At 44.4% G+C, this 25242-nt stretch carries 30 protein-coding genes and 1 other annotated feature; of the genes, 26 read left to right on the top strand and 4 right to left on the bottom strand.

Annotated features, from left to right (window positions below; genetic code table 11):
• The first annotated feature begins 5 nt into the window (after positions 1 to 5).
• The 16 genes from GJU40_RS04575 to minD all read left to right on the top strand — a co-directional run bounded on the left by GJU40_RS04575 (position 6) and on the right by minD (position 13351).
• Positions 6 to 1049 carry a type IV pilus twitching motility protein PilT gene (locus GJU40_RS04575; RefSeq protein WP_154306557.1) on the top strand — a complete coding sequence of 348 codons (1044 nt, stop codon included), beginning with the start codon at positions 6 to 8 and terminating at the stop codon, positions 1047 to 1049.
• Positions 1049 to 2257 carry a type II secretion system F family protein gene (locus tag GJU40_RS04570; protein WP_154306556.1) on the top strand — a complete coding sequence of 403 codons (1209 nt, stop codon included), beginning with the start codon at positions 1049 to 1051 and terminating at the stop codon, positions 2255 to 2257. Before GJU40_RS04575 ends, GJU40_RS04570 begins: the two co-directional genes overlap by 1 nt.
• Before the next feature lie 86 nt (positions 2258 to 2343).
• Positions 2344 to 2817, top strand: a complete 474-nt coding sequence (locus tag GJU40_RS04565; RefSeq protein WP_154306555.1) for a type II secretion system protein — start codon at positions 2344 to 2346, stop codon at positions 2815 to 2817.
• 88 nt (positions 2818 to 2905) lie between these two features.
• Positions 2906 to 3673, top strand: coding sequence for a prepilin peptidase (locus tag GJU40_RS04560; RefSeq protein WP_154306554.1), 768 nt, complete (start codon positions 2906 to 2908; stop codon positions 3671 to 3673).
• A 12-nt stretch (positions 3674 to 3685) separates the two neighbouring features.
• Positions 3686 to 4687 (top strand): type IV pilus biogenesis protein PilM, encoded by a 1002-nt coding sequence (gene pilM, locus GJU40_RS04555; RefSeq protein ID WP_154306553.1) that lies wholly within the window; start codon positions 3686 to 3688, stop codon positions 4685 to 4687.
• 2 nt (positions 4688 to 4689) lie between these two features.
• A complete protein-coding gene (locus GJU40_RS04550) occupies positions 4690 to 5301 on the top strand; it encodes a PilN domain-containing protein (protein WP_154306552.1) in 612 nt (203 codons plus the stop codon).
• Positions 5298 to 6089 carry a hypothetical protein gene (locus GJU40_RS04545; RefSeq protein WP_154306551.1) on the top strand — a complete coding sequence of 264 codons (792 nt, stop codon included), beginning with the start codon at positions 5298 to 5300 and terminating at the stop codon, positions 6087 to 6089. The genes GJU40_RS04550 and GJU40_RS04545 overlap by 4 nt, the downstream gene beginning before the upstream one ends.
• Complete coding sequence (locus GJU40_RS04540; protein ID WP_154306550.1) at positions 6079 to 6549, top strand: type II secretion system protein; 471 nt, start codon at positions 6079 to 6081, stop codon at positions 6547 to 6549. The genes GJU40_RS04545 and GJU40_RS04540 overlap by 11 nt, the downstream gene beginning before the upstream one ends.
• A 115-nt stretch (positions 6550 to 6664) precedes the next feature.
• Positions 6665 to 7669 (top strand): SPOR domain-containing protein, encoded by a 1005-nt coding sequence (locus GJU40_RS21335; protein WP_154306549.1) that lies wholly within the window; start codon positions 6665 to 6667, stop codon positions 7667 to 7669.
• Positions 7670 to 7850: 181 nt separating this feature from the next.
• Positions 7851 to 8438, top strand: coding sequence for a Maf family protein (locus GJU40_RS04530; RefSeq protein ID WP_154306548.1), 588 nt, complete (start codon positions 7851 to 7853; stop codon positions 8436 to 8438).
• Positions 8439 to 8482: 44 nt separating this feature from the next.
• Entirely contained in the window at positions 8483 to 9172 is a 690-nt protein-coding gene (gene radC / locus GJU40_RS04525) for a RadC family protein (RefSeq protein WP_154306547.1), read from the top strand.
• 114 nt (positions 9173 to 9286) lie between these two features.
• Entirely contained in the window at positions 9287 to 10309 is a 1023-nt protein-coding gene (locus GJU40_RS04520) for a rod shape-determining protein (RefSeq protein ID WP_154306583.1), read from the top strand.
• 27 nt (positions 10310 to 10336) lie between these two features.
• The gene (gene mreC, locus GJU40_RS04515; RefSeq protein ID WP_154306546.1) at positions 10337 to 11218 is read left to right on the top strand and encodes a rod shape-determining protein MreC; all 882 of its coding nucleotides are present in this window, start codon (positions 10337 to 10339) and stop codon (positions 11216 to 11218) included.
• A complete protein-coding gene (gene mreD, locus GJU40_RS04510; protein WP_343031392.1) occupies positions 11215 to 11733 on the top strand; it encodes a rod shape-determining protein MreD in 519 nt (172 codons plus the stop codon). The genes mreC and mreD overlap by 4 nt, the downstream gene beginning before the upstream one ends.
• Before the next feature lie 131 nt (positions 11734 to 11864).
• Positions 11865 to 12545 (top strand): septum site-determining protein MinC, encoded by a 681-nt coding sequence (minC, locus tag GJU40_RS04505; protein ID WP_343031391.1) that lies wholly within the window; start codon positions 11865 to 11867, stop codon positions 12543 to 12545.
• Positions 12546 to 12547: 2 nt separating this feature from the next.
• On the top strand, positions 12548 to 13351 hold the full coding sequence (gene minD, locus GJU40_RS04500) for a septum site-determining protein MinD (RefSeq protein ID WP_154306545.1): 804 nt from the start codon (positions 12548 to 12550) through the stop codon (positions 13349 to 13351).
• Between the two features lie 110 nt (positions 13352 to 13461).
• On the opposite strand, the gene GJU40_RS04495 is transcribed toward minD, so the two are convergent.
• Together GJU40_RS04495 and GJU40_RS04490 are read right to left on the bottom strand one after the other, a co-directional pair.
• Positions 13462 to 13839 (bottom strand): fluoride efflux transporter FluC, encoded by a 378-nt coding sequence (locus GJU40_RS04495; protein WP_170289323.1) that lies wholly within the window; start codon positions 13837 to 13839, stop codon positions 13462 to 13464.
• Positions 13840 to 13846: 7 nt separating this feature from the next.
• Positions 13847 to 14218: a fluoride efflux transporter FluC gene (locus GJU40_RS04490; protein ID WP_154306543.1), complete on the bottom strand. Its 372-nt coding sequence runs from the start codon at positions 14216 to 14218 to the stop codon at positions 13847 to 13849.
• Positions 14219 to 14396: 178 nt separating this feature from the next.
• On the opposite strand from GJU40_RS04490, the gene GJU40_RS04485 reads away from it, so the two are divergent.
• The 10 genes from GJU40_RS04485 (at position 14397) to pheA (ending at position 23018) form a co-directional block, all read left to right on the top strand.
• The gene (locus GJU40_RS04485) at positions 14397 to 15182 is read left to right on the top strand and encodes a peptidoglycan DD-metalloendopeptidase family protein (RefSeq protein WP_343031390.1); all 786 of its coding nucleotides are present in this window, start codon (positions 14397 to 14399) and stop codon (positions 15180 to 15182) included.
• Entirely contained in the window at positions 15175 to 16041 is an 867-nt protein-coding gene (locus GJU40_RS04480; RefSeq protein ID WP_154306542.1) for a M50 family metallopeptidase, read from the top strand. Before GJU40_RS04485 ends, GJU40_RS04480 begins: the two co-directional genes overlap by 8 nt.
• Before the next feature lie 54 nt (positions 16042 to 16095).
• Positions 16096 to 17553, top strand: a complete 1458-nt coding sequence (locus tag GJU40_RS04475; RefSeq protein WP_154306541.1) for an Rne/Rng family ribonuclease — start codon at positions 16096 to 16098, stop codon at positions 17551 to 17553.
• A gap of 54 nt (positions 17554 to 17607) precedes the next feature.
• Positions 17608 to 17686 (top strand) — a sequence feature (ribosomal protein L21 leader region).
• A 13-nt stretch (positions 17687 to 17699) separates the two neighbouring features.
• Positions 17700 to 18008: a 50S ribosomal protein L21 gene (gene rplU / locus GJU40_RS04470; RefSeq protein ID WP_154306540.1), complete on the top strand. Its 309-nt coding sequence runs from the start codon at positions 17700 to 17702 to the stop codon at positions 18006 to 18008.
• Between the two features lie 8 nt (positions 18009 to 18016).
• Entirely contained in the window at positions 18017 to 18358 is a 342-nt protein-coding gene (locus GJU40_RS04465; RefSeq protein WP_154306539.1) for a ribosomal-processing cysteine protease Prp, read from the top strand.
• Between the two features lie 20 nt (positions 18359 to 18378).
• Positions 18379 to 18669, top strand: a complete 291-nt coding sequence (gene rpmA / locus GJU40_RS04460) for a 50S ribosomal protein L27 (protein ID WP_154306538.1) — start codon at positions 18379 to 18381, stop codon at positions 18667 to 18669.
• A 266-nt stretch (positions 18670 to 18935) separates the two neighbouring features.
• A complete protein-coding gene (locus GJU40_RS04455; protein WP_154306537.1) occupies positions 18936 to 19481 on the top strand; it encodes a sporulation initiation phosphotransferase B in 546 nt (181 codons plus the stop codon).
• Positions 19482 to 19503: 22 nt separating this feature from the next.
• Positions 19504 to 20799, top strand: a complete 1296-nt coding sequence (gene obgE, locus GJU40_RS04450; RefSeq protein WP_154306536.1) for a GTPase ObgE — start codon at positions 19504 to 19506, stop codon at positions 20797 to 20799.
• Positions 20800 to 21712: 913 nt separating this feature from the next.
• Complete coding sequence (locus GJU40_RS04445) at positions 21713 to 22156, top strand: ACT domain-containing protein (RefSeq protein WP_154306535.1); 444 nt, start codon at positions 21713 to 21715, stop codon at positions 22154 to 22156.
• 10 nt (positions 22157 to 22166) lie between these two features.
• Positions 22167 to 23018 carry a prephenate dehydratase gene (gene pheA, locus GJU40_RS04440; RefSeq protein WP_154306580.1) on the top strand — a complete coding sequence of 284 codons (852 nt, stop codon included), beginning with the start codon at positions 22167 to 22169 and terminating at the stop codon, positions 23016 to 23018.
• Between the two features lie 477 nt (positions 23019 to 23495).
• On the opposite strand, the gene GJU40_RS04435 is transcribed toward pheA, so the two are convergent.
• Together GJU40_RS04435 and GJU40_RS04430 are read right to left on the bottom strand one after the other, a co-directional pair.
• Positions 23496 to 24038: a transcription repressor NadR gene (locus tag GJU40_RS04435; protein ID WP_154306534.1), complete on the bottom strand. Its 543-nt coding sequence runs from the start codon at positions 24036 to 24038 to the stop codon at positions 23496 to 23498.
• Positions 24031 to 25182 carry an IscS subfamily cysteine desulfurase gene (locus GJU40_RS04430; protein WP_154306533.1) on the bottom strand — a complete coding sequence of 384 codons (1152 nt, stop codon included), beginning with the start codon at positions 25180 to 25182 and terminating at the stop codon, positions 24031 to 24033. Before GJU40_RS04430 ends, GJU40_RS04435 begins: the two co-directional genes overlap by 8 nt.
• Positions 25183 to 25242: the final 60 nt, after the last annotated feature.

Here is a 25242-nt window from a genome sequence, read left to right as displayed (position 1 = left end):
CTGCTATGAAAGAAAGAATCGATGAAATACTAACAGCTGCTTTTCAAAAAGGCGCTTCTGACATTCATTTGTCAGTAGGCGTCCAGCCCATTATGAGAATTAACGGTGACCTTGTGAAATACGGTGAAGCCGTTCTTTTGCCAAGGGATACGGAAGGCATGTCAAGAGCTGTCATTTCCCAGACAAAATGGGCTCTTTTTGAGGAAAAGGGCGAGCTGGACTTTTCCTACGGCATCCCGGGCGTATCAAGATTCAGGGTAAATGCTTTTCGGCAAAGATCATGCATTTCGCTAGCTGTGCGTGTTGTTCCAAGAAACATTCCGACACTTGAAGAGCTTCAGCTTCCAGAGATACTTTCCTCCATCATGGAGAAGCCTCACGGACTTATTCTCGTAACAGGGCCGACAGGAAGCGGGAAGTCCACAACGCTGGCAGCAATGATACACCATTTAAATGCAACCGTAAAAAAGCACGTGATTACGCTTGAAGATCCAATTGAGTATCTTCACCGCCATCAGCTCAGTATTATTGATCAGCGTGAAGTGGGCTTTGACACGACCAGTTTTGCCACAGGTTTAAAGGCTGCGCTCAGGCAGGACCCTGATGTCATACTAGTGGGGGAGCTGAGAGATCTTGAAACCATACATACAGCTATCACCGCAGCTGAAACCGGGCATCTTGTTCTGGGAACGCTGCACACCTCTTCTGCACCAGCAACAATTGACAGAATGATCGATGTGTTTCCTGCAGGCCAGCAGCCCCAGATTCGCCATCAAATTGCTTCCGTATTGGCAGCAGTCATTTCTCAGCGCCTGTTTCCGCGCGCAGACGGCAAAGGGAGAAAAGGCGCTTTTGAAATTTTAATTAACAATGCCGCTTCAGCTAATCTGATCCGAAACGAAAAAACGCATCAGCTTCAAAGCGTGATTCAAACGAACCGCGCACAAGGCATGCAAACCTTTCAAAGTGCTCTTGGGGAACTGGTGGAATCAGGCCATATCTCAAGATCTGCAGCAATGCCATATATGTCACAGGGGATGATGGACTAATGCCGCGATTTCAGTATGAAGGAAGAAATCAATTAGGGCAGCAAAAAGGGAAAATACAGGCTTCTTCCAAGCGGGAAGCGATTCTGAAACTAAATGGTGAAGGAATACGGATCATTGGCATTGCAGAGGTGCCTGACACCCTTCTCACTAAGGACATCACGTTTGGAAATCCTGTGAAACTTCAGGATCTTGTCATTTTTCTCCGCCAGTTCTCCACACTGCTTGAAGCGGGCGTAACTGTTGTAGACTGCACATCTATTCTTGCAAAGCAGACGGAAAGCAAAGCGCTGCAAAAGGCACTGGAGCAGATGGAGGAGGATCTCAGATCGGGCAGCCCCTTATCAGCTGCTGCAGCAAAACACCCGAAGATGTTCACAAGCATGTTTATCAATATGGTCAGAGCAGGTGAAGCGGGCGGAAATATGGATGAAACACTGAACAGACTGGCAGAACATTATGAAAAACAGCATCGTACGAAACAGAAGATTCAGTCTGCTCTTGCCTATCCCGCAGCAGTCGGCATCATTGCAGCAGCAGTGGTCGCATTTTTATTAATCGCTATTGTTCCTACCTTTGTAACCATGTTTGAAGATTTTGGCGGTGAACTGCCCGCCATAACGGTGTTTGTACTGAACGCCAGCAACTTTATGCAGAATTTCTGGTGGCTGATTGCTCTGATGATTTTAATGTTTTACATACTGCTTCACACACTGTATAAAAACCCGGCAACAAAGTATTATCTCGATTATGCCCTGCTGCGCATGCCGATTTTTGGCAGCATGATCCAAAAAGCGATGATTGCCAGGCTGACAAGAACGCTCAGTTCATTATTCTCAAGCTCTGTACCAATCCTGCAGGCACTGGCCATTGTGGAAAAAGTAGTGGAAAACGAAGTCATCAGCAGGGTTCTTCTGGAATCCAGACGATCTCTTGAAAATGGTCTTTCACTAACAGAACCTATGAAAAAACATTGGGCATTTCCTCCCCTTGTCACATCAATGATTGCTATTGGAGAAGAAACGGGTGCACTGGACAGTATGCTGTCAAAAATAGCTGATTTTTATGAAGCGGAAGTAGAAAGCAGCACAGACCGGCTGAAATCATTAATAGAGCCGCTCATGATTGTCCTGCTCGCAGCAATTGTCGGAACAATCGTGACTTCCATCATGGTTCCAATGTTTGATATATTCAACCAAATTCAAACATAAATTTACAAAAAAATGATTTTAAATAAGTAATTTGTCATGTATAATAGAAATAGGATAATTTTACTAATATTTAGGAGGAAGAAAGTATGATGAAACGATTATTTAAAAATGAAAAAGGATTAACACTGATTGAACTTCTCGCAGTAGTTGTCATTCTCGGAATCATTGCTGCAATCGCTATCCCAAGCATCGGCGGCCTGATCGACAACTCGAAAAAAGATGCCCATGTGGCGAATGCACAGCAAATGGTGAGTGCTGCTAAGATGGCTATCAGCTCTGATACAAGTTTGCAGTCTTCTACAGTGCAATATCTGTCGCTTGCTTACTTAGAAGAAAAACAGTATTTGGATAAGGTGAAAGACCCTGATAAAGGAAATTATAAGCGAGGTAAAGCAGAGAGCGTTACTGAAGCTGATGAGAGCTATGTAAAAATCCAGGGTAGTAAAGTTGCAGGAGTTAGATTAGTTAATGATAATCGGGGTATTCAAATAACTAACTTCTTAGCTGATAACGCCAAGCTTGAGAGAAGTGAAGTAAAAGCAATAGCTGATTTAAAATAATCAATCGAAATTAGCAAAAATAAAACCAGGGATAGATAACCTTTCTGTATAGTTATCTATCCTTGCTTTATAAAATCGAGGTACTATCATGCTCCTAATCTATTCATACATCTTCATCCTGGGCCTTGTTCTGGGCTCTTTTTATAATGTGGTCGCCCTGCGCGTACCGCAGTCCATTTCCATCGTCGCACCCCGTTCGGCATGTCCTTCGTGTGGACATACCCTCACTGCTACTGAGCTGATTCCCGTTTTTTCGTTTTTGTTTCAAAGGGGAAAATGCAGGAGCTGCCGTGCAGGCATATCGCCATTGTATCCTGCAATGGAGCTTGCAACAGCGGTGCTGTTTGTCACCGCTCCATTGCTGGCAGGGTGGTCAGAGGATTTGATCGTCTCCTGGTCACTGATTTCTCTTTGCAGCATTGTGTTTTTATCTGATTTGAAATATATGATTATTCCCGATAAGGTGCTGGCCTTTTTTCTTGCACTGTTTATTGCGGAAGTCATTTTGCTTCCTCTGAATCCTTGGTGGGACTCACTGCTGGGCTTCTCAGTCGGTTTTTTCATTCCATTTCTCATCATCCTGATCAGCAGGGGCGGCATGGGGGCTGGCGACATGAAGTTTCTTGCCGTGCTTGGCGTTGTGCTGGGGTGGAAGCTCGTTCTGCTTTGCTTTATGCTGGCAACCTTTCTTGGAACAATTATCGGCCTTGCTGGCATGTTCATGGGGAAAATTCAGCGGGGCAAGCCGTTTCCTTTCGGGCCATTTTTGGTCGCAGGTGCCCTCCTGTCTCACTTTTTCGGGGAGAACATGATCTCCTGGTATCTTAACAGCATTGCAGCTTACTTTTATCTTTAAGGGGAATATGCCATGAAACTGTCTTTTCTATCTGGAAAAAAAAACACTGTTAATCTGCTGATCAATGATTATTCTATTCAATTTTTAGAGCTCAAATCATCTTCTCCGCTTGTGGCCAGCAGGTTTGGGGAGTACCTGCTGCCGCCTGGTATTGTAGAGACTGGGAGAATAGCAGACACTGAGAAGTTCGAAATCATTCTAGAGGAACGGATTCAGGAGTGGGGGCTGAAGCGGAAATCTGTCCGGTTTCTTGTGCCAGATTCGGTTGTGGTGATTAAAAGAATTTCAATTCCGGCAGATATCAAAGAAGATGAAATCAAAGGATATCTGTATCTCGAATTCGGGACGAATATTCACCTGCCATTTGAAAATCCCGTATTTGACTACACAGTGTTGAATTCCACAGGCGGACAAAGGGAGCTCCTTTTGTATGCCGCGCCTGAGGATCTTGTCTCTTCTTACGCTGCACTGTTCGAAAAACTTAAGCTGCCTGCCGTGTCTGCTGACATCTCACCACTGTCACAAAGACGTTTGCATGATCATTTTCACAAACTGGAAGAGCAGAAGAGCACCCTGATGGTTCAATTTCAGCTCAACGCTTTTACAATGACGATTTTTGAAGGAATATATCCCATCCTGACAAGGCATATTCCAATTGATTTTCTCTTTGAAGACTGGGAAACAACACAATCCCTTATCAGCGAAGGATACTACCGTTTCAAACCCTCCCATGAAAATGAATTGGAGAATTCGTACGTATTTCAGGATGCAGTAAAAGAAATGGAAAAGGTAATGAATTTTTTCAGATTTTCTCTGCATCAGGGAAACCGCGAAATTGATGCTGTTTTCATTTGCGGCGATCATCCTTTTCTGGGGGGAATTGAAGACATCATGAATAGCAGATTGGACATTCCGGTTTTACATATTGGACACAGCGAGATTCTGACAGCTCAGGGTGAAAAGCTTCCTGAAAAGTTTTATTCTGTTCTCGGACTTGCTCTTAAAGAGGTGTAATCATGGCGTTAGAGATTAATCTGCTTCCTGAAAAAAAGAAAAAAAGCTATAGAACTGCCTTGCTGATAGCTGTGTTTGTACCTATTTTATCAGTGCTGTTGATCTGGCTCACTTTTTCCTATCAGGGGAAAAAGGATGAGCTTCTAAGAATACAGCAGGAAACTGAACAGACGGCAAAACAGTCAGAGCTTCTTCAAGGTATAAAAGCCGAACAAATCAACTCCAATGCAGCTGCTGTTCTTCAAAATACAGTAAACTGGTCAATCAGCTATCCGGCCAGAGTTGTTCCTGTTTTGGAAGAAATTAGTTCTTTGCTGCCTGAAACCGGTTATTTTCAAAGCCTTTCTTACAGCGGAGCTCAAAGAGCTGATATCTCTGTACAATTTGATAACAGCAGAGAAGCCGCTTTTTATCTGAACCGGCTGAAGTCTTCTCATATCATCCTGGAAGCGAAGCTCCTGTCCATTACAACTCAGCAGCTTCAAACGGAGGAGAGCGGGACTGAAGAAGAAGAAACAGAGAGAAAGGAAGGAATTCCCCGCTATATAGCCGCTTATCAGGTTGTATTTAATTCAGAAGAACTAAAGGCTGCCGGAATGGAGGGAAGTGAATGAACAATATGTGGACAAAGCTTTATTGGATGCTTCTTTCTTTTTTTGGTATTTTGCTATCAGTCATTCTTGCAGGCTATTATTTTTTCTTTCTCACAGGAATCGAACGAGAAATAGAAAGTGCTTCTTCCTTGCTGGCAGCAGAAAAACAGCTGCTGGAATCAGTCGCTCAGAATTCAGAAGGTCAGATGATAAACAAGCAAACAGCAGCTGAACTGCAAAAAAGAATTCCGGTAGATCCTTTTGAGGAGCAGTTTTTGCTGGAACTGGAAAAAGCTGAAATTATTTCGAATACATTTATTACGAATCTGGCATTCTCGGAAAGTGTTTTTGAGATTCAGCCTCCAGAAGCGGAAGCAGCAGTCTCAACTGAATCCGAGCAGGAGAATGCAGCTTCTTCTGAAAACGGGGAGGTTACTGAGGAAGCTGAAGCTTCAGGAGGAGAAGCAGCATTTTTGCCCGCAGGTTTGGAGATGCTCAGCGTTCAGGCGAACGTTACTGCAGCCAATTATTATGACATGCAGCAATTTTTAATTTCCCTGGAAAAGATGCAGCGCATTGTGCAGATTGAAGATTTGACGATTACCGGCCAGCCGGAAATTACCAGCCTGGAGCAGGATATAGGAGATTATGAGTTTTCCGTTTCACTGAACTCATTTTATATGCCGGGACTGACAGAGCTGAAAAATTCTCTTCCCGGTATAAGCGCGCCTGTTTCCAGCAATAAACATAATCCATTTCAAAACTATCTCAATGATTCTGCAGTGATAACGGAAGAATATGAAGAGTAACAGCAGTTTTCCAACCCAAAGAGGAATGACTCTTCTTGAGGTGCTAGCAGTGATTGTCATTCTTGGAATTTTAGCTGCCATTGCAGTGCCGACCTTTGGTTCGCTGATTTCGACATCAAAGGACAGAGCTTTTGAGGGGCATGCCTATCAGCTGAAAGAGTCAGCCGTTTTTTATCAGCAGTCACTGAATAGATCGCCTCCTGCGTCCGTCACTTACGGAGATTTGCTGAAGGGCAGCATGCTGGAGCCTATTAGAGATCCTTATAGCAGGGAACTGTTTCAGGAGGGCAATGAATCATATGTACAGTTTTCAGTGGATGGATCCATTTCTGTGTGCCTTCTCGGCTATACAAAAAGAATCTGCACGGCTGAGGTGGGAGCAGACAGCAGCTCTCCGGATCAGCCGGTTCCTTTTCAAAAAATCAGCACGTCCTATATTTCTCCACTTGTAAAAAAATAGAAGGAAAATGACGAAAACCTTTGAGAACGAGACGACAAATGTCTTGTTTCTTTTTTTTGCCTCTATGCTAGGATGGGAACAAACATGACAGATCGTTCTGGAAGGCGGGGGCAAAGTGGACAAGCAGAGAGCAGAAACGATAAAAGTGAAAATTAACGGAGAAGAACGAGTTGTACCGTTTCCGGGCAGTAATGGGGATACAGCAGGGCAGCCATTTCTATCAAGCTGGGAGCAAAAAGTGCAGGCTGAAAAAGAGACGGCTGGGGCAGAACAGGAAGAAGAAGAATTTCCATGGATGCTGGCTGACAGCAGCGAGCTGTTTCAGGAAGAAGATCCTAAAGTCGTAACTCCATTCAAACGAAAAGGAAATGAAAAGGGGAATAACAAAACGTATTCTTATGCTGGCAGCAAAGGAAGCATTAACCCTGCTTTTCCTATTAAAAAATTTGCTGTTACAGCATTGCTGGCCATTGTGGTTGGGGCATGTTTCGGTACGCTCGCCCTGAAAATGATTTCAAGCGGCGCACTGCCTGCTGAGGGCAGTCCTGCTGTTATTTCTGTGGATGGAACACCGGCACTGTCAGAAGATGCTGCTTCAGGCGAGAAAGAAGCGCCAGCTGCAGGTGCAGGAGAAGGAAGCTATCAGTCTCATGTTGTGCAGCTTGGGAAATACTCCAGCAAAGAGGGAGCAGATGCTGTTGCCGCAAAAATGAAAGACAGCGGTTTTGCAGCTGCAGTGTTTTCTGCTGAGGATGCTTACTTTGTTTATGGGGGAGTCGCAAAAGAAAAAGCCATTACAGATTCACTTAGTACCGTTTATTCGGCAGCTTCCATAGAGGCCTGGGGCGGGAAAAATGTATCTTTATCCTACGATGCTTCCCAAAGTGAATTGATTCAGCAATTTGAGGTGTTATCCTCGGCCTCCGCCGAGCTGATCAGCGGGGGAAAAGCACCTGATTTGAAAGCTTCCGTCGCTGTACTCAAGGATGCTGCGGCAAAGAGTGAAACAGCAGCCAGCCTTTTGGCTGCAGCAGAGATAATGCAGTCAGATGCATCCCAAAAAGGCGGCTGGAAAGCGCAGCAGCTTCTTCTAGAAACGATGCAAGTGCTCCAAAAGTAAATATCTCTACTGAAAACTGCATTTTACGTGCAGTTTTTTATTTGCAGCAAGGCTGCCTGAGAGTTTTTCTGCAGAATAAGAGGTTGAAAATTGATTTTTTCGAGATTGTTTCCTCATATTGTATTTGTTACCATACTCTTATATCTCCCTGCCATAACAGTTTTGAAAGGATGAAAAGACGATGGAACAGCAGCATCTTGTTTTGGCTTCAGGATCTCCGCGAAGAAAAGAGATTCTGGAGAATGTCGGATTATCATTTACCATCGCTGTCAGCGATATAGAAGAAATCATTGAAGAAGGCGCAAGCCCTTCAGAGGCGGTTTCTTCGCTCGCAGCGCAAAAGGCGCAGAGCATTGCAGACCGCTTTCAGCATTCTTTTGTCATTGGTGCTGATACGGTAGTGGTTCTTGATGGCGTGATACTGGGAAAGCCTAGAGACAAAGAAGAGGCTTTTTCTATGCTGTCAGGTCTTTCAGGAAGCACCCACAGCGTTTTAACAGGCGTCTGTCTCATGCAGGGCAGCAGAACTGTCAGTTTTTACGAAAGTACATCTGTTACTTTTTATGAACTTTCTGAGACTGAAATCAGAAGTTATATTGAATCAGGTGAGCCGATGGATAAAGCAGGTGCTTACGGCATTCAGGGACTTGGTTCTCTGCTTGTGAAAGAGCTTCATGGAGATTATTTCTCTGTTGTGGGCCTGCCGGTTGCACGAACCATCCGCGAACTGAAGAAATTCGGCTTTCATGCTGAAAAAAATGCGCTCTAGAAAATATGTAAAAAAGCAGAAAGGAAAAAGAAGGAGAGAAGAAGATGAGTATATCTGCTTTAAAAATCCGCGAATTCCAAAAGGATGACCGGCCCCGTGAACGCATGCTGAATGATGGGCCGGCAAGCCTTTCAAATCAAGAACTCCTCGCAATCCTGCTTCGGACAGGGACGAAAAAAGAGTCCGTATTAGAGCTCGCCAACACTGTGTTAAAGCATTTTGAAGGACTAAGGCTGCTAAAGGAAGCGTCCGTACAGGAGATTACCTCCATTTCAGGCATCGGAGAAGCAAAGGCTGTTCACATTCTCGCAGCTCTTGAGCTTGGCAGAAGAATCAACCGCCTCTCCTATGACGAAAGATATGTTATTCGCTCTCCTCAGGATGGAGCAGATTTTGTCATGGAAGAAATGAGATTTTTAACACAGGAGCACTTTGTTTGTATATACTTAAATACGAAAAACCAGGTTCTTCATAAGCAGACCGTATTTATCGGCAGCCTTAACGCCTCTATTGTACACCCCCGCGAAGTTTTCAAGGAAGCCTTCCGCAGATCTGCCGCTTCTTTTATATGCGTGCATAATCACCCTTCCGGAGACCCATCACCAAGCAGGGAAGACATTGATGTGACAAAGAGACTCGCCGAAGCCGGCAAGATGATTGGAATAGAACTTCTCGATCACTTGATCATTGGTGAACAAAAATTTGTGAGCTTAAAGGAGAAAGGCTACTTGTAATACTTTTTTTTTTGAAGGTTTGAGTTATAATAGTGTTTATGAGTCTTTTTGAGAAAAGATAGACTGCGAATTCATCCATAAATGGAATTTGTTTTGGAAAGGGAGATACAAATCATGTTTGGAATTGGTACAAGAGACCTTGGGATAGATTTAGGCACTGCCAACACGCTCGTTTATGTTAAGGGAAGAGGCATTGTGGTTCGTGAACCGTCAGTTGTGGCGATTAAAACGGACAATAAGCATATTGTAGCTGTCGGAAATGAAGCAAGAAATATGATCGGCCGTACCCCCGGCAACATTGTGGCGCTCCGCCCGATGAAAGACGGAGTTATCGCTGATTACGAAACAACCGCTACTATGATGAAATATTATATAAAGCAAGCTACTAAAAATCGAGGCGTTTTTTCGAGAAAGCCTTATGTTATGGTGTGTGTTCCTTCAGGTATTACTGCTGTAGAAAAACGCGCTGTTATTGATGCAACGAGGCAGGCGGGTGCAAGGGATGCGTATCCGATTGAAGAGCCGTTTGCAGCCGCAATCGGTGCGAATCTGCCGGTTTGGGAGCCGACAGGCAGCATGGTCGTGGATATTGGCGGCGGTACGACGGAAGTGGCGATTATTTCCCTTGGCGGAATTGTAACAAGCCAGTCCATCCGTGTCGCAGGTGATGAAATGGATGAAGCCATCATCAACTATATCCGCAAAACATACAACTTGATGATTGGTGACCGTACATCAGAAGCTATTAAAATGGAGATCGGTTCAGCAGGCTCTCCGGAAGGTGTTGAAAACATGGAGATCCGCGGCCGCGACCTGTTGACAGGACTGCCGAAGACGATTGAAATCACAGCTGCTGAAATTGCTGATGCTCTTCGCGATACGGTCTACACGCTTGTTGATGCCGTGAAAAACACTTTGGAGAAAACCCCGCCTGAACTGGCTGCTGACATCATGGACAGAGGAATTGTGCTGACAGGAGGAGGAGCCCTTCTCCGCAATCTTGATAAAGTGATCAGCGAAGAAACAAACATGCCGGTACTGATTGCAGAAAATCCTCTGGATTGTGTAGCAATCGGTACAGGAAAAGCATTGGAACATATTCATTTATTCAAAAGTGAAGCAAAAGATAGCCGCTGATTAGAATTGAATTAAGAGGTGTAAGTCATGCCGCAATTTTTTCTCAATAAACGTTTAATCATCCTACTCGTCAGCATCATTGTATTAGTGGCATTGATTGGTTTTTCGTTAAAAGAGGACAGAAAACTTACATGGCCGGAGCAGTTCATCAATGATACAACCGGCTTGTTTCAAACTATGTTTCACAGGCCCGCACAATATGTGGCGGGCTTCTTTGAAAATGTTGAAGATCTGAAAAATACGTATGATGAAAATAAATATTTAAAGTCCCGCCTTGATGAATATGCAAAACTAGATTCAGAGCTTCAGATACTGGCTAAGGAAAATGAGCAGCTCCGTGAAGAGGTGGACAGAAAAGAAAGCCTCAGGGATTATAATCCGATATACAGTACGGTGATCGGACGAAGCCCTGATCAGCGCTGGTATGAGCTTGTTAAAATAGACAAGGGTTCTCAGCATGGAGTAGAGGCTGATATGGCTGTTATTACGTCTAGAGGCATGGTCGGCAGAGTAAAATCTGTTTCCAGCTTTGTATCAACTGTTCAGCTTCTCAGCGCTCAGGACAGGAAAAACAGAATCGCCGCAATCGTGGAAGGCGACGAGAGCATTTACGGTCTGATTGAAGGGTATGACAGTGAACGCCGCATGCTGATGTTCAGGCGCCTGAACTCCGATATGGATATACAGGAAGGGCAGAAGGTTATCACATCAGGAAAAGGCGGTGTGTTTCCGGAAGGGCTCCTGATTGGAGAAGTAAAGGAAGTGCAGCCGGATTCTTATGGTCTGACTAAAATGGCATTCATTGAGCCTTCAGCAGATTTTTACGATCTTGAAAATGTGATTGTCGTTGAGAGAACAAAAGACAAGGTGGATGTTGAGGCAATGTTTGAGGAGGAGGAAGTAGAGTGAACAAATATCTCCTTCCTCTTTTTATGCTGATATTATTTATAGCCGAGAGTGTGTTTACAGATCTGATTGCGGTCCCTTTTTCATCGGACAACCATATTTTTGTTCCCAGGTTCGTCCTGCTCGCACTGACATTTATTACTGCGTTTGTGAACAGAAGGTACGGAATTCTCTACGGTTTCGCATTTGGCTTGCTTCATGACATTGTGTATACAGAGGTAATCGGGATTTACCTGTTTGCTTATCCTCTGTTTGCTTACCTGCTTGCCAAAGTATTTAAGATTCTTCATAACAATGTGCTTGTTGTCCTATTTATGGGTCTGTTGGCGATTTCCGTTTTGGAGTTTTATGTGTATGGCATTCACACACTAATCCGTCCCACACCTTATCCATTTCAGGAATTTACTACACAGAGTCTTCTTCCGAGTCTGGGAGTAAACCTGTTTGCGGCAATCTTACTGATCCTTCCGGCGAGATTGTTTTTGGAAACATTAGATGTTGAACATAATGAAGAATAAACGGCCGCTGTTAAGAGGAATTTTTAAGAAGCTGTCGAATAACAATTAGGAAGTCAAGCCCAGGGAAAGCAATCCTTCCCCGGTATGTTTGGCATCCGGCACAGCCGGTCTAAGTCATTGAGGTGAACATCGTGAAAGCACAAAAACAGCAATACGTTACTATAAAAGGAACAAAGGATGGACTGACTTTGCATCTGGATGATAACTGCTCTTTTGAACAGATTCTTCTGGATTTAGAAGATATGCTGTCTCTGAAGCAATACATTCAGGAAGATGTCCCCCTTATCAGTGTAAGAGTAAAGGCGGGAAACAGGCTGCTTACTTCTCTGCATGAGGATAGTATCCGTGAAAAGATAGGTCAAAAACGAAATTTGATAGTGGATAGCATTGAAAGCAACGTGATGACAAAAGAGTCGGCGGAACAGCTCAGGCGTGAAACAGAAATTGTTTCTGTTGCGAGAATGATCCGGTCGGGACAGGTTTTTCAGGTTGAAGGCGATTTGCTTCTCATCGGAGATGTAAATCCCGGAGGAACAGTGATTGCCGGCGGCAACATTTTTATAATGGGTGCATTAAAGGGAATTGCGCACGCGGGTTACAGCGGCAACCAGGACGCTGTGATTGCTGCCTCTTTGCTGATGCCTTCCCAGCTCCGTATTTCCGGCATATTTAACAGGTCGCCGGATCATATTCCTGAAGAAGGAAGCGGGATGGAATGCGCCTATCTTGAAGGTGGAGAAATGATAATAGATCGTCTCCAGAATCTTGCTTATTTAAGGCCTGCGTTAACAAGGTTTGAGGGGGGAATGTAACCATGGGTGAGGCAATAGTAATTACATCAGGCAAAGGCGGAGTAGGTAAAACGACTACTTCCGCAAATCTGGGAACTTCCTTAGCAATACTAGGGAAGAAAGTATGTCTTGTTGATACTGATATTGGATTAAGAAATCTTGATGTGGTCATGGGACTTGAAAACAGAATTATTTATGATCTGGTGGATGTCATTGAGGGGCGCTGCAAAACACATCAGGCTCTTGTGAAAGACAAAAGGTTTGAGGACAGGCTTTATCTTCTTCCTGCTGCACAAACCAGTGATAAAACAGCGGTGGCGCCGCACCAAATGAAAAAATTGATAGATGAACTGAAACAGGACTATGATTACATATTAATAGATTGTCCGGCAGGCATAGAGCAAGGCTATAAGAATGCTGTGGCAGGGGCTGACAGGGCCATTGTAGTCACCACTCCTGAGATATCTGCAGTCAGAGATGCTGACCGCATCATCGGCCTGCTTGAAAAGGAAGAGATAGAACCTCCGAAGCTCGTCATTAACCGAATTCGTACGCATATGGTCAAGAACGGAGATATGCTGGATGTGGATGAGATTGTCAGCCATTTGTCCATTGACCTTCTTGGAATTGTTGGAGATGATGATCAGGTTATTAAAGCTTCCAACAGCGGGGAGCCAATTGCCATGAATCCTGATAACAAATCCTCGATTGCTTACCGCAACATAGCAAGGAGGATACTTGGGGAATCTATTCCTCTGCAGATTCTGGAAGAACAGAGCTCCGGCGTATTCGCCAAAATTAAACAGTTTTTTGGAGTGAAAGTTTAATAGCTATAAGTATATATAGCAAAAACACCGCTTTCCTTCTATCACCTGATGATAGAAGGGGGGCGGTGTTTTTTGATTAACGGCATTCTCTGCAGCATTTTTAAACAAGATTACAGTAAAAAGGAAAGTCCATGCTGTCCAATCCAGTAACCTGATAGTGTGAAGAAAAAACCTGCTGCGAAGGTTAAAGACACGTATGTAAGAAACAGGATCAGACGTTTTTTCTGCAGCAATGAATACAGCTCTAACATGAATGTTGAATAAGTCGTATAGCTTCCAAGAAAACCTGAGATAAACAGCAGGTTAGTTCTGTCTGAAAGCCCTGCATAACCTGCCAGAATTCCAACGGCAAAGGCGCCCGTCAAATTTACAAACGCTGTTCCAAATGGAAATGCCGTATATTTCCCTAAATATTTAGATAGTGTGTATCTTAGTATTGCTCCAGAAAAGCCTCCAATACCAACAAATAATAAATCAGCCAGCAGCATATCGTCCTCACACCTTTTTAAACTTTCCGGCTTGATAGCCTGCATACACAAACAGCAGGCCCAGCCAAAAACTACTCAACAAATAGATTAATGCTCTTAACAATTCATCTATTAAAGCATACTGAACAAGTTCAAGGCTTAAGGTGGAAAATGTAGTAAAAGATCCGATGAGTCCTGTGCCAAAGCCCAGTACAAGCCAGCGCGGCAGCTTGTGGACAGAGGCAAGTCCCTGCAGATAACCCAGTAAAAAACTCCCGATTACATTCACCAGCAGCGTTTTTAGGGGTGCGATCACTTCATGTGTATCCAACAGGTAGGCAATGGAATATCTGAGAACAGCTCCTGCAATTCCACCCGCCCCCACAGCAAGCAAAGTCATATACAGCCCTTCTCTCTATAATGATTTAGAAGAGGAAATAACAATATTATATCATCCTATTCCGTTTTAACAGGCTAAGTATTCAGTTGAAAGTGCATTTTTCTATTGAATGGATCTCTGGGACATAAAAGAAAGGGACAAGACATACATATGTACAAATAATTGAAACAGAGGATGGATGATGATGAGCCATCGTGCCGACGAGATCAGAAAACGAATTAGCAAGAGAAAAAAAGAGCGCCAGCCAGGGGTGGTCAGAAACTTTGAAAAAAAAGGGTTCACTGATATTCCATATGTGAGTGATGAGGAGAAATACGGTCAGGTGTCATTGCCGGCTTATGAGGCGGGGCCGGAAAATGAGAAAATTCTTCATCCGCTGTTTCGTTCAGATCTTTTTATCCTGAAGATCCTGCTCTCTGCCTGTCTTGTTCTTTTCTCAGCCATTGTATTTAAAAACAATACATTTCAGCCTCTGCAATTCTATGTTCATGAAGCGCTGAATGAGGAATTTCAGTTTGCCGCCGCAAGCAAATGGTATGAAGAAAAGTTTGGCAGTCCCCTAACAGTCTTTCAGCAGGGATCCGATCAAAGCGGAAAAGAGGTTGAGCAAGCACAATTTTCTCTGCCTGCTTCTGGAAAGGTTCTTGAATCCTTTGAGGATAATGGGCATGGAATCATGGTGGAAACCAATAAAACAGTGGTAGAAGCAGTGAATGAAGGGATTGTTATTGAAGCCGGCAAAAAAGAAGAAACAGGGTTAACAGTTGTTCTTCAGCATGCGGACGGCACTGAATCTTGGTATGGCAATCTGGAGAAAGTGAACGTGGCGCTGTACGATTTTGTGCAAAGCAAGAAGGAGATTGGGAGCATTAAGCAAAATGAAACTGAGAAGGGAACATATTACTTCGCCATTAAAAAAGGGGATACATTTGTGGATCCGGTTCAGGTGACCTCTATTGAATAACTTCTTATCCTTATTCATGAAGATTCATATTCACCCTGTTTTATGGTGCGTGATCGCAATCAGCATTGCAACAGCGCAATTTAAAAATCTTTTGTTTTTGTTCTTGATCGTATTTATTCATGAAATGGGCCACGCCGTTTGTGCTCATTTTTTTTCTTGGAGAATCAAGAGAATCATGCTTTTTCCTTTCGGAGGAGTTGCAGAAGTGGATGAGCACGGAAACCGGCCTGAAAAAGAAGAGCTTTTTGTCATTCTGGCAGGGCCTGCAATGCATCTTCCGCTTCAGCTAGCCGGATATCTCCTGTTCCTTGCGGGAATTTTGCCGTCTGCAGATTATGAGCTGTTCACATTTAATAATGTCACAATCTTTCTGTTTAATCTGCTTCCTATTATCCCTCTGGACGGCGGAAAGCTGCTGTTCTTAGGATTATCGAGATATAAACCCTATTTAACAGCTCAGCATGGAGCTTTTATTCTTTCAAGCTGCTTTCTGCTGGTTTACATGCTGATTGCACTTATGTTTTCTCCGCTTCAGCTCAATATCTGGCTGATCAGCGGCTTTCTCGCTTATAGCATTTACCGGGAATACAAACAAAGGCATTACAGCTATATGAGGTTTCTGCTGGAGAGATACTACGGCAAACAGCCTGCGGTCCCGCCTTTAAGGCCGCTTATTGCGAGTTCAGAAGAAACGCTGCTGCAGGTTCTTCTCAGGTTTCAAAAAGGCTGTAAGCATCCAATTGTGGTGGAGGAAAACGGAAAAAAGATTACCCAGCTGGATGAAAATGAACTGCTTCATGCTTATTTCAGCGAAAAAAGAGTGAACGCAAAGGTGAACGAGCTTCTTTATGCATATTAACTTTTCCGTGATACAATAATAGAGACGAAAAAGCAGCGGAGTGAGGTAACATTAGTGAAGAAGCTGATAATCAATGCAAAAACATCTGAAAAGAGGTCGGCCGCTGAGGAAGATGGCCGGCTTATTGATCTTTACATAGATAAACCTAACCAGCAAGAAGCGCCAGGCAGCATTTTTCTTGGCAGAGTGGTGAATGTGCTTCCCGGCATGCAGGCAGCATTTATAGATATTGGGCTTGAAAAAAACGGATTTTTAAGGGCTTCAGATCATCCCTCCTTTGTGAACGAGAACACTACGCCCATTCAAAGGCTGCTGCATCAGGGGCAGAAACTGATCGTTCAGCTTGCAAAAGAGGGGCAGGGGACAAAAGGTCCGCTGCTTTCAGGCAACGTGGAGCTGACAGGAGCTTCGCTTGTTCTGCTGCACGGCAAGAAACATATCGCTGTTTCCAAAAAAATCACAGATCTTTCAAAAAGAAAACAGCTTGAAGATCTGGGGAGGACACTTGCAGCTGAAGGAGAGGGAATCCTTTTCCGCACTAGCAGCGCTGCGATGCCCGAAGCTGAGCTTGCAGCCGAATACAGCATCCTTCAGGAGGAATTAGCACAGCTTTTCAAAGCTGAAGGAGATAAAGCACCTGCACTGTTAAAAGAAGCGCAGAGCTTTGGAATGAAAATGATGGGTGAATTACAGAAAACTGCATATGATGAAGTGATTTGCGATGAGCCTGAGCTTGCGGGCCGTCTAAAGGGCATTGCAGGAGAAAAGGTTATATATTATAGAAAAAAGGAAGATATTTTTTCTCATTATGAACTGCAGCCGCAAATTGAGAAATTGTTTAAAAAGGCAGTCTGGCTGAAAAGCGGCGGCTATCTGCTCATTGAACAAACAGAAGCTTTAACATCAATTGACGTTAACTCAGGGAAATTTGCAGGCAGGGACTCTAAGAGAGACACTGTGCTTCAAACGAATCTTGAGGCTGCCCAAGAAGCTGCCCGGCAGATCAAGCTTCGCAATTTAAGCGGCATCATCCTGATTGATTTTATTGATATGACTCTGGCGGAAGACCGGAAAAAAGTGCAGGCAGCATTTGAAAAAACGGCAGGGGAAGATTCTGTTCAGACGAAAATACTAGGTTTTACAAAGCTGAATATTCTCGAACTAACGAGAAAAAAGACAAGGGACAGTCTTCAAGCTTCTGAAACAGTTCCCTGTCCTTCCTGCGGGGGATCAGGAAAGGTACTATCTGCAGAACACCTGGCATTCAAGCTGGAACGACAATTGTGGGAGCATCAATACATGGATCAGGAAGCAATGCTGATTGAAACAACAGAGGAAATCGCCGCACTGCTTAAAGGCCGTGATTCTCTTCATTTGAAACAGCTGGAAGCAGCTCTCCAATTTAAGATTTATTTCAGAATTCGGCCGCAGATCGTCCCGTTTTATCAGGTTGTCTTTCTTGGTTCGGAAGGTGAAGCAGCAGTAAAGTTGCTGAAAAATATTCAGCAATAGCATTGACTGCTTTATGGATTTTTGATAATATGTTTAATGTTATGGTTTGTAGCACCATAGCTACAACCGCTCAGATTCAGGTTATAAGCAGGAAGTGTTTCCTCACCTGCATCAGGCGAGTCTTAGTTAAACAGGAGGTGCAAAGAATGTACGCTATTATTGAAACTGGTGGAAAACAAATTAAAGTTGAAGCAGGTCAAGCAATCTATGTTGAAAAACTAGGTGCTTTGGAAGGTGACACAGTTACTTTCGACAAGGTTCTTTTCGTAGGCGGCGACAACGCTCAAGTTGGAAGCCCGACTGTAGAAGGAGCTACTGTTACTGCTAAAGTTGAAAAGCATGGCCGCGCGAAGAAAATCGTTGTCTTCAAATATAAGGCAAAGAAAAACTACCGCAGAAAGCAAGGTCATCGTCAGCCTTATACAAAAGTTGTCATTGACGCTATCAACGCGTAAGGCAGCCGATGATACGAGCAGGCTTTAACCGTTCAAAAGACGGATACATCAGGTCCTTTACATTAACCGGACATGCTGAGTTTGCTGAGCATGGCAAAGATCTTGTATGTGCCGGAGCATCAGCTGTTGTCTTCGGATCTGTTAATGCTGTTGCAGCCCTGACAGGGGTGGAGCCCGACATTGAGCTTGCTGATGAAAAAGGCGGATATTTTTCCTGCCGAATTCCCGGCAATCTTGAAAAAGAGGCTTCTGCACAGATTCAGCTCCTGCTGGAAGGCCTGGTTGTCTCTTTACAAACAATAGAAGCTGATTACGGTGAGTATATACAAGTAATCTCTCATGATGAATAAGTAAACAGGAGGTGAACTTCATGCTAAGATTAGATCTTCAGTTTTTCGCATCCAAAAAAGGTGTAGGTTCTACAAAGAACGGACGTGACTCTATCTCTAAGCGCCTTGGCGCTAAGCGTGCGGATGGACAATTCGTATCAGGCGGTTCAATTCTTTACCGTCAGCGCGGTACAAAAATCTATCCGGGTGAGAACGTAGGCCGTGGTGGAGATGATACACTATTTGCAAAGGTTGACGGAGTTGTACGCTTTGAGCGTTACGGCCGTGACCGCAAAAAAGTGAGCGTATATCCTGCTGCTCAAGAAGCTTAAGATGGAAAACTCCAGCCTTTCAGGCTGGAGTTTTTTCATGTTTGGAAGATTGTATTTCTTTATTGGAATTGCGATGAAAAATCACCGCTGAGAGCGGGAGTACCAGGGTTCTCCTTCGCTGTTTCTGTTTGAAAAGACAGGGGGTTAAAGGCTTTTTTATGATTTCGCCTTCTTTTCAGGTTGCTGCTTTGTTATAATTTTCATTAGATGAGAATAATGTCAATTACAGCTCCTCGTATAGATAACAGACAGTTGGGAGTGCCAATATGAAAAGTAATGAAAAAATTTGGGATGTTGTTGAAATTTTAACCCACTCCCGTCATGACTGGATGAACAGACTGCAAATTATAAAAGGAAATATGTCACTGAATAGATATGACAGGGTGGAAGCGATTATCGAGGAGATTGTGGCTGAAGCTCAAAATGAATCCAGGCTTTGCAATATGAAAATGAATAACTTTGCAGGTTTATTAATGACCTTTAACTGGGAAAACCACCATTTTACACTGGAGTATGAAATTCTGGATGATTCCGGAGATGCTTCCAGGCACGATGATGTGCTGACAAAATGGACAAGCGGTTTACTGAACCTGCTGGATGAAGCTGTTGACCGATGTGCTGAGAATCATTTATGTATAACCGTTGAAATGTCTGGCGGGCTTCCTCGTTTCTTTTTTGATTTTAACGGAATAATAAACGGGGAAGAGAAGTTAAAAGGCTTTTTTTCAGCAGAGCTGAAAACAAGGCTTGCTGTTGAACAGTATAATGTAGCTTCACATGAAATGACTGCCATGGTGACAATTTCATCATAATTATTGAATCGGAGGCTATGCCATGTTTGTAGATCAGGTTAAAATTTATGTAAAGGGCGGTGACGGAGGAAACGGTATGGTTGCCTACCGCCGCGAAAAGTACGTACCTAAGGGAGGCCCTGCCGGCGGCGACGGAGGAAGGGGCGGAGACGTTGTATTTGAAGTGGAAGAAGGCTTGCGCACACTGATGGATTTCCGCTATAAAAAGCACTTCAAAGCGGACCGCGGAGAGCATGGAATGTCCAAAAATCAGCATGGGCGCAACTCGGCTGAAAACATTATCAAAGTTCCCCCAGGAACCGTGGTCATTGATGATGATACAAAGCAAATCATTGCGGATCTTGTAGAGCACGGCCAAAGAGCCGTGGTTGCAAAGGGAGGACGCGGAGGACGCGGAAACTCCAGGTTTGCATCTCCTTCCAATCCTGCGCCGGAAATTGCAGAAAACGGTGAACCAGGCCAGGAGCGATACTTAGTTCTTGAACTTAAGGTGCTTGCAGATGTGGGGCTTGTTGGATTTCCGAGTGTAGGAAAATCAACGCTTCTGAGTGTTGTTTCTTCTGCAAAACCGAAAATTGGAGAATACCATTTCACCACGCTTGTTCCAAACCTGGGTGTTGTGGAAACCGAGGACAACAGAAGCTTTGTTATGGCTGATCTTCCTGGACTGATTGAAGGCGCTCATGAAGGAGTGGGGCTGGGGCACCAGTTTTTGCGCCATATTGAGCGGACGAGGGTAATAGTACATGTAATAGATATGGCTTCCACAGAAGGCCGTGATCCTTATGAAGATTATTTAACAATCAATCAAGAGCTGAAAGAATACAACCTTAGGCTGACAGAGCGTCCGCAAATCATTGTTGCTAACAAAATGGACATACCTGAAGCTGAGGAAAATCTTGCAGCCTTTAAGGAAAAGCTGGAAGAAGACTCTCCTGTTATCCCAATTTCAGCAGTGACACGAGAAGGACTGAGAGACCTGCTTTATCTAATCGCTGACAAGCTGGAAGATGCACCTGAATTCCCGCTTATTGACGAGGAAAAAGAGGAAGAACTCAGCACGCACCGTGTTGTATATAAATTTGAAAGAGAAGAAAACGATTTTGTCATTACCCGTGACCCGGACGGTGCCTTTGTCCTCTCAGGTGACAAAATTGAAAAAATCTTTAAAATGACAGACTTCAACAGAGACGAATCTGCGAAGCGATTCGCAAGGCAAATGAGAGGTCTGGGAGTAGACGAAGCCCTCCGCCAAAAAGGTGCCGAAAACGGAGACACCATCAGACTGCTCGAACATGAATTTGAATTTGTGGATTAACCCGAAAAGCGGAATCGGCTTGCTCAGGCCTGACAAGCATAAGACAGCTTGGGCAGGAGGTCGCTCTTTGACCTCTTGACCAAGATGGCTTATGACCTCGAGGGCCTAGCCGATGGAGCTGGACAAGACCGAAAAGCGGAAGGCGCCCGTAAAGGAAGTCATGCTAAGGGCGCCACGTCCTGTGGCAACGCATGACTATCCGACGTCGTGTCGGACTTCGACAAGCATAAGACGAGCATCTTTAAAAGGCGCTCTTTGCCTTTTTAAGATGATTGGCTTATGACCTCGAGAGCCTAGCTGCCGGAGCTGGACAACCCGAAAAGCGGAAGGCGCCCGCACAGCCCCGACAAGCATAAGACGAGCCGGAATGTAGGTTGTTCTTTAACCTTCAGGCCGGATTGGCTTATGACCTCGAGGGGCTGGCGCCTGGAGCTGGACAATAACGAAAAGTGGAATCGGCTTGCTCAGGCCTGACAAGCATAAGGCAGTTTGGGCAGGAGGTCGCACTTTGACCTCTTGATCAAGATGACTTATGACCTCGAAGGCCTAGCCGATGGAGCTGGACAATAACGAAAAGCGGAATCGGCTTGCTCAGGCCTGACAAGCATAAGGCAGTTTGGGCAGGAGGTCGCACTTTGACCTCTTGATCAAGATGACTTATGACCTCGAAGGCCTAGCCGATGGAGCTGGAAAATAACGAAAAGCGGAACCGGCTTGAAAGGAAGTCATGCCAAGGGCGCCACGTCCTATGGCAACGCATGACTGTCCGACGTCGTGTCAGACTCCGTTGTAAGCTAGCTAATGTATCGTCTTTTGCAAGGAGAGCAGCTGCTCTCCCCTTTTTACATAAGAGACCGGACCGGCTTCGGCCGGCAGGAAACGAAATTGATGACTAAAAGCGGGGAAGCATACTATGAAGGAAGAAACTTTTTACCTGGTGAGGGAAGACGTACTGCCGGAAGCGATGAAAAAAACGCTTGAAGTGAAAAAGATGATTGAACGCGGCAAAGCCGATTCCGTTGCAGACGCAGTAAACAGGGTTGATTTAAGCCGCAGTGCTTTTTATAAGTATCGTGATGCTGTTTTTCCATTTCATACAATGGTAAAAGAGAAAATCATTACGTTGTTTTTTCATCTGGAAGACCGGTCCGGAACTCTCTCGCATTTGTTAAGCGTTGTTGCCGGTGCAGGCTGCAATGTGCTCACGATCCACCAGACGATTCCTCTTCAGGGCAGGGCAAATGTTACGCTCTCCTTAAGCACGAACGGAATGGTAGAAGAGATTAATCTGCTGCTGAGCAAGCTGAAGCGCCTTGAATTTGTAGAAAAAGTAGAAATACTGGGCTCAGGTGCATAGGGGGAATATGATGAGAGTCGGCTATTTGGGACCAAGGGCAACATTTACACATTTGGCAGTTGACACATTTTTCGGGGAAAGCGCTGATGCTTTAGCATATGCAACAATTCCGCATTGCATGGATGCAGCTGCCTCAGGAGAGATAGAAGCGGCAGTCGTGCCGCTCGAAAATGCACTGGAAGGTTCAGTGAATTTAACAGTTGACTATTTGGTGCACGAGCGCCCTCTCACCATTGTAGGAGAAATAGTTTTTCCTATCCGCCAGCATTTGATGGTCCACCCGGAGCATGTAGATAGCTGGAGTAAAGTGGACTGTATACTCTCTCACTCTCATGCGATTGCTCAGTGTCATAAATTTTTACATTCACATTTTAAAAATGCGCGGTTTGAATATGCTGCTTCTACCGGAGCAGCTGCTCAGTATATCAGCCAGCATCCCCAGGAAAAAAGTGCAGTGATTGCAAATGATTTGGCTGCAGCTGAATACGGTCTTTCTATTGTGAAGCAGGATATTCATGACTATCATTATAATCATACAAGGTTCGCTGTTTTGGCTCCGGGAGAAATTGAGCTGCCGCGGCAACCGCTGCAAGGAACCCCGAAGACCACGTTAATGGTCATGCTGCCATCCGACCAGTCAGGAGCCCTTCATCAGGTACTCTCAGCCTTTTCATGGAGAAAGCTGAATTTGTCTAAAATTGAATCGCGTCCAATGAAAACAGGCCTTGGAAACTATTTTTTTATGATAGATGTGGAAATGGAGCTTGATGAAGTTCTCATACCAGGCGCAATTTCTGAAATACAGGCTTTGGGGTGTGAAGTGAAGGTATTGGGTTCTTATCATGCGTATATCCTAAAATAAAAGAGAATTACACGTTGTTTAAGAGTTGAAAAATATGAAGCAAGCTGCTTGTGATAAGCAGTTGAAGTAAGAACGAGCTCCCTTTCAGATAGTTAAACTGAAGGGGAGTTTTTGGTATGTTTAAAGTGGAAGGTTCAACAAGAGGCTTTCAAAACGGTGCTGTTTGTTCTACTACTTCAAGAAAATGCCCAGATAGTAGAACAAAGCGATGCTGTATAACAAACGGGGCGTCTTTGTTCTGCTATTTCAAGAAATTCCCCAGATAGTAGAACACATCTGCAGGTTAGGGGGAGAGAAATAGCTATCTTATCTAAGATAGCAGGAGAAATTCCGTTATTCAGCTGATAGAAACCATTGCCAGACCCTTCAACCTCATGTGCAGCATTTCTTCCCTGCAAAAAACGCTCAGAATTTCATTTCTGAGCGTTTTTTCATTCTCCGTTCGGCCCTGTCAGCAAGACCTACAGCTTCAATTCTTCAATCTTCCTGCGCGAGGTAGCCAGCCGCCTGAAGTGCTTTCTTCACCTGCTGCAGCTTTTCAGGTGTATCAGCTGCAAGTGTATGAAGGTGAAGGCCGTCGGTCAGCTGGGAAAGATACGATGCCTTGGATGCTCGAATTTTTTCCATAAATTCATCTACTTCTCTTCTGTTGCTGACCATGATCGAGGCTGTTAAGTCACCGTAAACAGGGTGTTCTATGATCACATCTTTCACCAGCACCCCAAAATCAACAATTAAATAAAGCTCGTCAACGGTTTGCTGAGGGGAGTGCCTGCATGCAACGAGCTTTTCATGCTGCTGAATGGGAGGAGTCTCCTTAGAGTGGTAAATATAACCCTGGCTGGTGGCAATAATAGGTTCATTCAGTGCTTTCAGCAAGGAAATGTCCTGGACGATGACCTGCCTGCTAACATTGGTGCGCCTGGCAAGTTCACTTCCTTTCATTGGATTTTCAGCTGTTTTCAGCCAGTTAAGAAGCAGGTTTCTCCTCTGGGCTCCTGGCAGTTTTTCTTCAGTCATGCTGCAGCTCCTTTTCATCTATATTTTTAAGCGCAGTAAGAAGATGTTGTAAGTCTTCTTTTGATGTTTGTTTTCCAATCGATACCCGAAAGTATTGAAGCGCCCTGTCGGCTGAAATACCAATTGCGGTAATTGCTTTCGAAGGATCAAGCATGCCGGCCTGACATGCAGTTCCGGTCGAAATGGCAAGATGGCGTGAATTGCAGTGCAGCAGAACGTACTGCCCTTCGTATCCTTCCAGCATAAGGGCAAATATATATGGCAGCTGAAAAGAAGGATCTTCGGCATTCAGCAAAATCAGCGGCAGTTTTTCCTCCTGCACCTCTTGGATAAGGTATTCCCTTAGTTTCTGCGCCTTTTTTAGCTGCTCTTCCATTTCGCTGCAGGTATCCACTGACGCCTGAGTAAACGCTGCAATGGCAGGAAGGTCAACTGTTCCTGCCCTGAATCCAGATTCATGGGTTGTATCAGGAAGAAGTGGTTTCCAGTAAACACCAGGTGAAATATAAACGGCGCCTGTTCCTTTTGGTCCGTACACTTTATGGCTGGAAAAAGAAATTGCATCTACGTTCCAGTTTCTCATATCAATCGGGATTTTGCAGTAAGTCTGCACACAATCACTATGAAAAAGAACTCCGTTTTCCTTCAGAACCCTGCCGATTTCTTTGATATCCTGAATCACACCAAGTTCAGAGTTGGCATGTTGAATTGTAGCCAGGACAGTTTCTTCTGTTAAAGCTTCTCTTATTGTGCTGATAGCTATTCTGCCATCTGCTTCCGGATTCAAATAGGTGACCATATATCCTTCATATTCTAGTTTTTTTAAATAACTAAGAATAGATGCATGCTCCAGGCGGGAGGAGATAATATGTTTTTTTCTTGAGTCGGAAGCATTCAGCAAAGACCCAATGGCTAGAACATTCGCCTCACTTCCTCCGCCGGTAAAATAAATTCCCTCAGCCCTTCCTTTAATCAGGCCGGCAAGTATGCTTCGGCACGAAGACAACAGACGGCTTGACTGCTCTCCAAGATCATGAAGGCTTGCGCTGTTAGCGAACATATTTTGTGCAGTACTGCTGTATACATCTATGGCTTTTTGACTCATGGGAGTGGTTGCTGCGTAATCTAAATAGATCAATATCATCTCTGCCTTTCTCGGTATCAGGAAAATAAAAAACTCTTGTTTTTATTTTAAATTTGTGTA

It is taken from the genome of Metabacillus lacus, assembly GCF_009674805.1.
GTDB lineage: Bacteria > Bacillota > Bacilli > Bacillales > Bacillaceae > Metabacillus_C > Metabacillus_C lacus.
The sequence above is the reverse complement of the archived record's forward strand: the minus strand, read 5'-3'. Positions and strand labels throughout refer to the sequence as shown.